Origin of the sequence: Dolichospermum sp. FACHB-1250, assembly GCF_014696335.1 — a bacterium.
Taxonomy (GTDB): Bacteria; Cyanobacteriota; Cyanobacteriia; order Cyanobacteriales; family Nostocaceae; genus Dolichospermum; species Dolichospermum planctonicum.
The window spans coordinates 1-8,814 of the sequence record NZ_JACJPZ010000092.1 but is presented as its reverse complement, the minus strand read 5'-3'; the positions used below and the strand labels follow the sequence as shown (position 1 = coordinate 8,814).

At 38.3% G+C, this 8,814-nt stretch carries 7 protein-coding genes; 3 read left to right on the top strand and 4 right to left on the bottom strand.

Translation table 11 applies throughout. The features are described from left to right. Window positions 1-350 precede the first annotated feature (350 nt). The gene (locus tag H6F39_RS20900; RefSeq protein WP_242028677.1) at window positions 351-719 is read left to right on the top strand and encodes a transposase; all 369 of its coding nucleotides are present in this window, start codon (window positions 351-353) and stop codon (window positions 717-719) included. 265 nt (window positions 720-984) lie between these two features. Here the strand turns inward: H6F39_RS20900 and H6F39_RS19730 are convergent, their stop codons facing one another. The 3 genes from H6F39_RS19730 to H6F39_RS19720 form a co-directional block, all read right to left on the bottom strand. Then, on the bottom strand, window positions 985-1,191 hold the full coding sequence (locus tag H6F39_RS19730; protein WP_028082131.1) for a hypothetical protein: 207 nt from the start codon (window positions 1,189-1,191) through the stop codon (window positions 985-987). A 103-nt stretch (window positions 1,192-1,294) separates the two neighbouring features. Beyond that, window positions 1,295-1,699: a biopolymer transporter ExbD gene (locus H6F39_RS19725; protein WP_137909485.1), complete on the bottom strand. Its 405-nt coding sequence runs from the start codon at window positions 1,697-1,699 to the stop codon at window positions 1,295-1,297. A gap of 72 nt (window positions 1,700-1,771) precedes the next feature. Beyond that, entirely contained in the window at window positions 1,772-4,621 is a 2,850-nt protein-coding gene (locus H6F39_RS19720; protein WP_190397275.1) for a DUF3131 domain-containing protein, read from the bottom strand. A 278-nt stretch (window positions 4,622-4,899) separates the two neighbouring features. Between H6F39_RS19720 and H6F39_RS19715 the strand changes: the two genes are divergently transcribed. Both H6F39_RS19715 and H6F39_RS19710 read left to right on the top strand, forming a co-directional pair. Then, window positions 4,900-6,930 carry a glycosyltransferase gene (locus H6F39_RS19715; protein ID WP_190372254.1) on the top strand — a complete coding sequence of 677 codons (2,031 nt, stop codon included), beginning with the start codon at window positions 4,900-4,902 and terminating at the stop codon, window positions 6,928-6,930. 223 nt (window positions 6,931-7,153) lie between these two features. Further along, window positions 7,154-7,486, top strand: a complete 333-nt coding sequence (locus H6F39_RS19710; RefSeq protein WP_137909488.1) for an STAS domain-containing protein — start codon at window positions 7,154-7,156, stop codon at window positions 7,484-7,486. A 212-nt stretch (window positions 7,487-7,698) separates the two neighbouring features. On the opposite strand, the gene H6F39_RS19705 is transcribed toward H6F39_RS19710, so the two are convergent. After that, window positions 7,699-8,757 carry a PP2C family protein-serine/threonine phosphatase gene (locus tag H6F39_RS19705; RefSeq protein WP_190397274.1) on the bottom strand — a complete coding sequence of 353 codons (1,059 nt, stop codon included), beginning with the start codon at window positions 8,755-8,757 and terminating at the stop codon, window positions 7,699-7,701. Window positions 8,758-8,814: the final 57 nt, after the last annotated feature.

Here is an 8,814-nt window from a genome sequence, read left to right as displayed (position 1 = left end):
GTGACAGAGGTTATACAGAAGTTTATGCTACATCATCTAACGATGGTGCTAGATTTTTGGGTAATAATTTCGGTAAAATCCAAACAGAAGAAACTGATTACAGAACAGCAAAATAAGTTAAACGCAACAAAATCAAATCAGTTTTTGACAAGTCTATTGCCAAAGGGAACAGTGCCAAAGCTGATAGAATCAAACGGAATAACCTCGGTAAAATCAAGTGGAACAACCGAGAAACATCATTTAAAGGTAGGATTCAAACAATAGTTTTTACAGCTACATATCACTTGATGACTGATGCAATCAAGGTAGCTTTTGAAGATCTGACGGAAGCAATAAAAAGCAAAAAGCCCTTGCGAAAACGCATGAAGAGAAATGTTTCTTCATGGTGCAAGGGGGTAGTTGCGGATGCTCTCAAACAAGTTTCAACCCGTGTAGGTTGCACGGTTGTTAGTGTAAATTCTGCGTATACGTCACAACTTGACTCCAGATTTGCTACCTTAACGGGTAGTAGAAGTGGTGACAAGTTTACCGGACACGATGGGGTCGTAATGCACTCAGATACTAATGCTGCTGACAATATTCTAGCAAGAATGAGTGATGTTGAAATCACTCGATATATGAAACATTCCGATGTAAAGAAAATCTTGTTAGAAAGAAGTCAGAAGTTTCGGGATTCCTTAATGGAAACCGAAGCGATAACGGGCAAGGATAAGCCCTAGACTCTAGAACCTGAAGTCAGGTCAATCAGAGAGCGAATTATCAGCAATTGACACTGTTTGACCAAGGTTTAACTACGTTAGTTGTGTATCTCCCGACAATCTTGATTAGCAAAGACTCAAAACAGTTCTCTAGAGTGGTTGATCAAAAAAAAGAGTTTTAGGATTAATCGAAAAGTATTAGGAGATGTTTAATGATTAAACACAGATAAACGCAGATAAAGAACGATGAATTTACAATTTTCAAACCAGAGGCGATTTCTCCAGATTAATCAAGTTTTAAGGCATTAACTGGCACATCGTCCCAAGATTTCACTGTCCGTAATTTGGCAATCCAGCCTGCTGCTGTTTGTACTGCGGTTAAATTATTCTTAAATGACTGATGACAATCAAGTGCCTGAGACTCGTTACAACAGGCAATACAGGCATGAATCATCCCAGAAGGATCAATTTGCTCATTTACCCAAATAGTCATAGTCTATCCTCCTTAAAAGTGGCGGTTATTTTTTACATTTCACAAATCAAAAGCAAAAATCACAGGTTAAGTAGAATACCTCTAGTAATTAATAACTCAATGGTTAGGGTTTTTGAGTAGCGATCGCTAATTTTGCCCCTTGTACCTGACGCACTTTATCCATAACTACCACAACTTGACCATGAGTGGCACTTTGATCAGCGTTAATAATTACAACTACTTCTGTATTTTTTCCCTTTAATTGTTGTACCCTGGTTGGTAAAGTATCTAGGGTCACAGGCTGACGGTTTAAACTTACATCCCCTGCTGAGTCTATTGTAACAGTAATGGGTGTGGCTGATGATTGGGTTTTGGCGGTGCCAGCTTTGGGTAAATTAACTGGTAATCCTTCGGAACGATTTAGAAATAAAGTTGACATAATGAAAAATGTCAAAATCGCAAAAATGACATCAATCATCGGTACAATATTAATTTGGGCTGGTATATCAGGTTCATCTGGTAGACGCATGATCATTTATCTCCTCTTTCATAGCGACAAGAATAAAGTAATTCTAACCTCAAGTATCTAACCATGCAAAAGTTAATTCGTGCCATCTTTGACAGTAATCCAGTAATGTTCAGTGCCATTACTCACAAATTGTGTTTTTGGAGTAGTAGTATTCGGTAGACCCCGACCAGAATTACCATCGGCCACTGCTTGCCACCAGGGTGATTTCATATCCGTATTAGGACGGAGGAGGGGTTGTTGCTTTGTTGCCGTGTACAGTAAAGATTGTAGAATCATACTGTTAGTGCTACTAGTAGAACCAAGAGCAGTTTTACCTGTTTTTTCATAAAAACCTTCATAAAAGCCCAGCAAAGGGTTATATAAGTCCGTTGTTGCCTTGATTAATTCCTGAGTATAGCTATCCTTAGGCAGTAAGGCATAATAGGCAAATGCCACAGCCGAACTGACTAATCTTCCCTCTGGTAGTAGTTTACCATCATCATCTAAGGCTACCCAAGGCTGATTTTGACCAATAATTGAACTGTGGACAGTGTAAGGTTGACGCTCAATGAGAGTAGTAGCTGAGGCAGTCAGAGTCTCAGTATTACGGTAGCGTTGGGCTTGAGCTTGATAGACTGCCGTAAAGAGCGATCGCATTTTTGGATCTAAACCAAACTCTAGAGCATACAGCAGGAAAGGATTACTAACGGTATATTGATTAACCTTTGATTTTGTATCTTTACGAAGCCGTTCAATGGGAACTTCTACCCCCTCCACTGATGTTGTTTTATATTCACCACCCACAGCAGATTTATCAACATTAAACCCCCACAATTGAAAACCTCTAGCAGCATATTCTTCATAACCCAAACGGGTTTCAGGATTAATTCTCGGGACTAACCGCCCACTTTTATCTTTGGTGACATTAGCACTAGAAAGAATACCTTCCCGCACAACCCGCAAGTATGACCAATCGAGAGCAATTTGATCAACAACTTCCGTGTATTCGGGATGATCTGTTTTTAAATTATAAAGGGCTGCTAATAGTCTTCCCACATCCAAAGACGACCAACCAGTACCTTCAGGAACTGGATTACCACCATAATCTACTGGTTGCAATGTTCGCGGATCATAACCCCGACTCGGTAATTCCCCCGCATACAGCGGTATCTGCGCTAAAGCAGCCAACAACTGTCGAATGCGCTGATCAAATTCCTTGGGAGAAATTATATCCATTGCCCATGCTGCATTCAGCGCTGTTAGATAATCTCCTAATCCCCACAATGTTGAACCCTTAACATCAGAGCGATCGCTCACCAATCCTGTTGTAGGCTGAGAATTAGCAGAGAAATAGTTCCAGGCCGCTTGAGCGTAGCGTCTTTGCACAACTGTTAAAGGTTTAGGTAATGGTTTAGCTGGCTGCGGGACACCCAATGATGGAATAGGTTTAACTATCAGCGGTGGTGGGTTAGTCGCTGTATTAGTCTGGGCAGGTGTAACATTTATGGGAATAGGATTTTGGGCTGGAGTTGGGGAATTTGCAGCAGGTGGTTGAGAATTTGAGGGTTGAGAATCTGAGGGTTTAGAATCTGGGGGTTTAGAATCTGGGGGTTTAGAATCACCAGACGGTATTTTTGCAAAACTCACCCCACTACCACCAATCAAGGGACGATTTCCTCTAGCCTTATAATATAAAATCTCCATGATCAGGCCATTAGTATTACCTGTCAAGGATTTATTAGGTTTTTTTGTTTCTTCATACAGTCCAGCGTAGAATCCACCACCTTTAGGATCACGTAAATCCTTAACCGCATCAAAAACCTTTTGAGCATAAGCATTACCTGGGTAAAGATAGCGCCAGCCAAAGGCAGCTTTAGTGCTAATATTCCGCAACTCTGTATAGGACTTATTTTTCTCCGTAATTGTCGCCCAAGCAACTCCATTGGAGTATATAGTATTGTAGAGAAAATAAGGAGGTTGATCAATGTTGTCCTCAGAAACAGCAGTTAGTTGTCCCGTAGATTCAAAGCGTCGCTTTTGTACTTCTAAAATGTCAGCAGCATATTTTTTTAAATAACCTTCTAAGCCAAATTCAATACCATCAAGAATATAAGATTCACTCACTACATAATTATTAGCATTAGTGCTTTGAAAATCACGGGTATCAACAGGAATTTTCACACCGTTAATATCTACAAGTTTGAAAGGCTCTAAAGCCGCCGCTTTGGGTGCTTTAAATCCCCATAGTTCATAACCCCTAACAGCATATTCCTCATAACCAAGTCGCCCTTCTTGTACCAACAATGTTTTACCATTAGGTAAGACAAGCGCTCCGTAAAGTTGGTCATCTTTCAGTGATCTTGCTAACTGCCACTTACTGAGAACTCCCTTTAGCCAATTTTTATACTGAGGATGACAAGTGCCAATAATATGAAAAGCAGCCAATATGCGACCAATATCCAAAGCAGACCAACCCAGACCCTTTTCTAGAGGTTTATTACCATAATCAGTCATTTTTCCATTAGCAGCATTATATACCTTATTTGGTAAAGCGTTTTCAAATAAACTAAGATTAGCAAAATTGGTAAGAAATTTGTTAAAGCGCGAATCAAATTCCGACTGGTTAATCAAATTCATCCACCGCGCTGCATTCAAAGCCATTAGGTAATTACCAATGTCCCAGAGAGTACCAGAAGGATAACCACCAGTAGAATTAGTAAACCCTGTATTTGCTTGATAGTTATTGACAAAATACTGCCAAGCTGCACGAGCGTAAGTCTGTTCCTCTGGTGTCAGAGGCACTGAAATTTGACTACAGCCATTAGGAGTAGAATTTTGTGCTAAAGATGCTGTAGGCACACAGAACAAAAATTGCAGAAATGCCCCACTTAGGAACAATGCAATCCATCTTAATAGTTTGTAGTGACGGTGTTGCTGTATCATTTACAAATAAAATTTGAGAACCATTCAGGGGACTAAAGTGCTAGAGAAGAGAGAATCATTTCGCTATCGTTAGAAATGACACCAAAAATCTGATACATTAAATAACAACTCTACTTTACCAAGCTACAGGAATTTTAAATGATGTCTAAAAAATATCAAGGACTATAGGGTGGCTATAGCCCACCATGGGAATAGTCCAATCAAAAATCAAATACGGGACTCCTAGAGAAACAAACAACCGCTAATTGACTAATCTAAATTTTATTTTTGGTAGCAAAATGAACTCAGCGTCCTCTAGCTATGATGCAGCTAATTTTTCCGGTAATAGCCGTTCAACACTGAAAAAAAGAACCTTACTTTTTCGGTATTTAGCGGAAATAAACTTAATTTTGGGGGCTTGGTATTTACAATGGCGGATAACTCATTCTATCAACTTTGATGCTCTATGGCTGTCTATTCCTTTATTGCTGGCGGAAATTTACAGCTATTTCGGGGGAGTTATGTTTGTCATTGGACTATGGCGGCCTATAGTCCGACAAGTTAAGTCCCTTCACCAGTTAAGCCCACCCCTTCCTAGCTCTGATTGGGCAACTGTAGATGTGTTTATAACCTGCTATAATGAGCCATCAGAAATGGTGGAAGAAACTGCTAGAGCAGCTTTAGCAATAGATTATCCAACCACAAAGCTGCGTGTATATGTATTAGATGATGGTAATTCTGAACAAATGCGAGCCATGTCAGAAAGATTAGCTCTAGAGGATTTACAGTCACCATTATTACAACAGGAAGCTAATCGAATTGACGCGGAATTATCTACTTTAAATCAACGAATTGAGCAACTAGAAAATCTAGCACCTGACGTAAAAGCTGCTGAAGAATGGCTGCAAAAATCATCTTCTAAATCAGAAAATACTTTCGAGGATATTCCCGCTAGATTTGTCCACAGTTTACAACAGTTTATTCTCTGGTTAAATCCTCAACATCAAAAGAGTCATCATGGCAGTAAATCAACTATATATGAACATCTCAATCATGAACGCAGGGCATTAGAATTAGCAATTCGTCAAAAAGAATTAGAACTTGTGCAACTCGTTAGGTTACGGTATATTGCCCGTCCTAAACAACCAGGAGTACCTCATCATGCTAAAGCAGGTAATCTCAATTACGCCATTTTTTCTGGAGAAACCACAGGGGATTTTATTCTGACTTTAGATGCAGATCATATTCCTAAACCAGCATTTTTAAAGCGAGTTTTGCCATATTTCTATACCTATAATTTGTATTCAGGAAAATATGAGTCAAACCGCATTGCATTTGTACAAACTCCCCAAGATTTTTATAATATTCCCCCTGGAGACCCCTTTGGACATCGAGCCAATTTATTTTATGGACCCATTCAACAAGGTAAAGATGGCATGAATTCAGCTTTCTACACAGGTACAAATGCAGTCCTCAGAAGAGAAGCATTGGTTAGTGTGGGTTTACAATATTTTGCAGATGAATTTGTCAAAGATGGCAAAAAATTAGATGAATTTGAATTAATTGGTGGTGTTTCTAGCAATAGTATTACCGAAGATATGAATACAGCCATGCGGTTGCATAGTTCTGGGTGGAAATCAATTTATCATCATGAATTATTAGCAGAAGGACTTGCTCCTGATGATTTAAGTTCTACCCTCAAACAGCGAATGCGCTGGTCTCAAGGCACAATTCAAGTGTTAATGAGAGAAAATCCTCTCACCAAACCAGGACTGACATTTTGGCAAAGATTACACTATTTTAAGACAACATATAGTTATTTTTCTGGGTTTGCAACTTTGATTTTTATTGCTTGTCCCATTATCTATTTTTTTACGGGAACTATCCCCGTGAAAACTTATGGCTTTGATTTTACTATCCATTTTCTTCCAGCTTTTATAATTAATAGGTTGACTTTTTTAGCCGCTGGTTGGGGAATTAATGCTGCGGAATTATGGCGTTCAGAACAATATTCTATCTCTTTATTTCCCCTATTCATTCAATCTGCATGGAGTGTATTAACCGGACAACCTATTAAATTTCAGGTTACACCTAAGCAGCGACAATCAGGAATCTATCTCCAGCTAATCTGGCCACAACTAACTGTGTTTATTTTAATAATTTTAGGTATAATATGGAGTGTATATCGTTTCGCTATTGGTCAGTTAGAAACTCCTTGGGTTTATTTGATCAACACATTATGGGGTATATATATTTTATCTCTACTTTGGGCAATTATCAGCGCTGCTGTTTGGCAACCACAGGACTTACACAAAATACAAGGAAAGTAGAGGTAATTCATGAATTACCTCTAAGAGGGTGTTTCAACAGAATTGTATACAACCTCACCCCTCACCTCCTCACCCCGTGGGCAAAGTTAATGAAAGTCCTTATTGCTTGTAAATCTATTTTTTAAAGTTATACAAAATGCCTTAAATAGTAGTATAATTTTCAATAGATATGACGATTTTCCCATGGCAAATTTACAAACTAACACAGAAAGGAAGATAATTTATGACTTCTAAAATTCACGTCTTTGAACCATCAGGAATTTTAAACGCCACCTCCGGTAATGAATTACGTCGTCAAATTACTGATATCATTAATAATGGAGTTAATATGCTATTGATTGATATGTCAAAGGTGACGTTTATTGATAGTTCTGGTTTAGGTGCTTTAGTGGGAGCAATGCAAAGTGTTAGAAATGCTAAAGGAGAACTATTTGTATGTTCGATTAATGATCAAGTCAAAATGTTATTTGAATTAACGAAAATCAATCGAGTTTTGAACATATTAAGTAATAGAGAAGTGTTTGACAGCAAAGTATTAGAACTAGAAAATGCTTAATCGTTTGATTCTCTAGGTGAAGTTTTAGCAATTCTAAACTTGTACATATCCGGTTTTTCCCAATCTTATCAGGATGAATAGACAAGTCTAGTTGCACACATATGTTTCAAACCCTTAATTTTTTCTTAGTCTACCCAGGTGGTCTTTGTTTGTGTAGTAGGGATTTATAATCTCCGAAAACTTTTCAAACACCCTTAATAAAAGTTAACATCTTAGGGATTTTGACAGCCACTAAAATTAACTCGTAGTAAAGACAAATCATCATCAAAATTTTCGTTGCCGCTGATATTTATAATCTCAGGTAAGAGTTGATTAATATGATTGTTATTTGTCTGATTATGGGTGAGCAATAAATTAACGAAGGAGTCGAAACCCCAAATTTGTCCCCCTGGTTGCAGCAGTTCGTAAGCACCATCACTAAAAATATATAAAGTGCTGTTTTCTGCAACTTCCAAAATAGCAGTTTCAAAACTGATATCTTGTAAAAAGCCAATGGGTAAATCTAGAGATTCTAGTTTTATAACCTTAATGCTGGAGGGATCATTTCCAAATATTACTACAGCTGGTGGGTGTCCAGCATTGCCATAAACTAGCTGATGATTAACACGATTAAAAACACAGTACAAAATGGTAAAGTATTTATTGCCATGTTTACTCATTTGAAAACTTTCATTGAGCGCCTTGAGAACTTCTGCTGGTTGACAAAAATTAGTATTTGGTAGAGACTGTGATCGCAAGATATTCAATACAGATACAGATAGCAAAGCCGATCCTACACCATGACCAGAGACATCTAATAGATAAATTGCCAAATGCTCATCATCAATCCAATAGTAATCAAAACAATCCCCACCCAACTGTGCTGAAGGTACAAATAAAGATTCTATGGTAACATATCCTACAAGTGGTAATGGTAACAGCGATCGCACATAATCAGCAGCTTCAGCTAGTTCAGTTTCTAAAACTTGCTTTTGATGCTGTAAATCTTGATTTAACTGCTCTAAAATTTGCTTTTGATGCTGCAAATCTCGACTTAATTGATGTAGCCTTAATCCTGCTCTTACCCGTGCTTTTAATTCATTCATCTCAATGGGTTTAGAGATAAATTCATCTGCTCCTGCGTCCAATCCTCTGACACGATCATCTTCCTCTCCTAAAGAAGCTCCTTTTGCAGTCAGAAGAATAAAAAAAGTTGTAGCTAATTCGGGATCTGACTTACAGCAGTTTTCAGGTAAATAAGCCACAGTGGTTGAACCAGTTGAAAGCATCATCTTCTGTAAGATAATTAACTGCAATCGTCATCGCTTCATTGAGGGATTCTAATGTCC